Source organism: Algoriphagus aestuariicola (genome assembly GCF_017254835.1).
Classification (GTDB): domain Bacteria; phylum Bacteroidota; class Bacteroidia; order Cytophagales; family Cyclobacteriaceae; genus Algoriphagus; species Algoriphagus aestuariicola.
This window is the reverse complement of the sequence record NZ_JAFKCW010000011.1, coordinates 1-977: the sequence shown is the minus strand read 5'-3', so window position 1 is coordinate 977 and position 977 is coordinate 1. Positions and strand designations below refer to the sequence as shown.

The 977-nt window shown below is 60.3% G+C and carries 2 protein-coding genes; both read left to right on the top strand.

What is annotated here, in order from left to right; all coding sequences use genetic code 11:
- On the top strand, positions 1-713 hold a 713-nt coding region (locus J0A67_RS22560; RefSeq protein ID WP_196316419.1), incomplete at its 5' end, for a C40 family peptidase.
- The coding region (locus tag J0A67_RS22555) for a tail assembly protein (protein WP_206571663.1) at positions 611-977 on the top strand (367 nt) is incomplete at its 3' end. The genes J0A67_RS22560 and J0A67_RS22555, both read left to right, overlap by 103 nt.

Below are 977 nucleotides of genomic sequence, written 5' to 3'. Positions count from 1 at the left end.
ACGCCCGGCGATGTGCGCCAGCGGAGTCGTGCGGCTTCGTGGTAAGCACGCCGGAGGGGGAAAGATATTTCCCCTGCGTGAATATCTCCGGTGAGCCGGAGGCGTATTTCCGTATGTCGCCGGAAGACTGGCTGCAGGCAGAAATGCAGGGTGAGATTGTGGCGCTGGTCCACAGCCACCCCGGTGGTCTGCCCTGGCTGAGTGAGGCCGACCGGCGGCTGCAGGTGCAGAGTGATTTGCCGTGGTGGCTGGTCTGCCGGGGGACGATTCATAAGTTCCGCTGTGTGCCGCATCTCACCGGGCGGCGCTTTGAGCACGGTGTGACGGACTGTTACACACTGTTCCGGGATGCTTATCATCTGGCGGGGATTGAGATGCCGGACTTTCATCGTGAGGATGACTGGTGGCGTAACGGCCAGAATCTCTATCTGGATAATCTGGAGGCGACGGGGCTGTATCAGGTGCCGTTGTCAGCGGCACAGCCGGGCGATGTGCTGCTGTGCTGTTTTGGTTCATCAGTGCCGAATCACGCCGCAATTTACTGCGGCGACGGCGAGCTGCTGCACCATATTCCTGAACAACTGAGCAAACGAGAGAGGTACACCGACAAATGGCAGCGACGCACACACTCCCTCTGGCGTCACCGGGCATGGCGCGCATCTGCCTTTACGGGGATTTACAACGATTTGGTCGCCGCATCGACCTTCGTGTGAAAACGGGGGCTGAAGCCATCCGGGCACTGGCCACACAGCTCCCGGCGTTTCGTCAGAAACTGAGCGACGGCTGGTATCAGGTACGGATTGCCGGGCGGGACGTCAGCACGTCCGGGTTAACGGCGCAGTTACATGAGACTCTGCCTGATGGCGCTGTAATTCATATTGTTCCCAGAGTCGCCGGGGCCAAGTCAGGTGGCGTATTCCAGATTGTCCTGGGGGCTGCCGCCATTGCCGGATCATTCTTTACCGCCGGAGCCACCC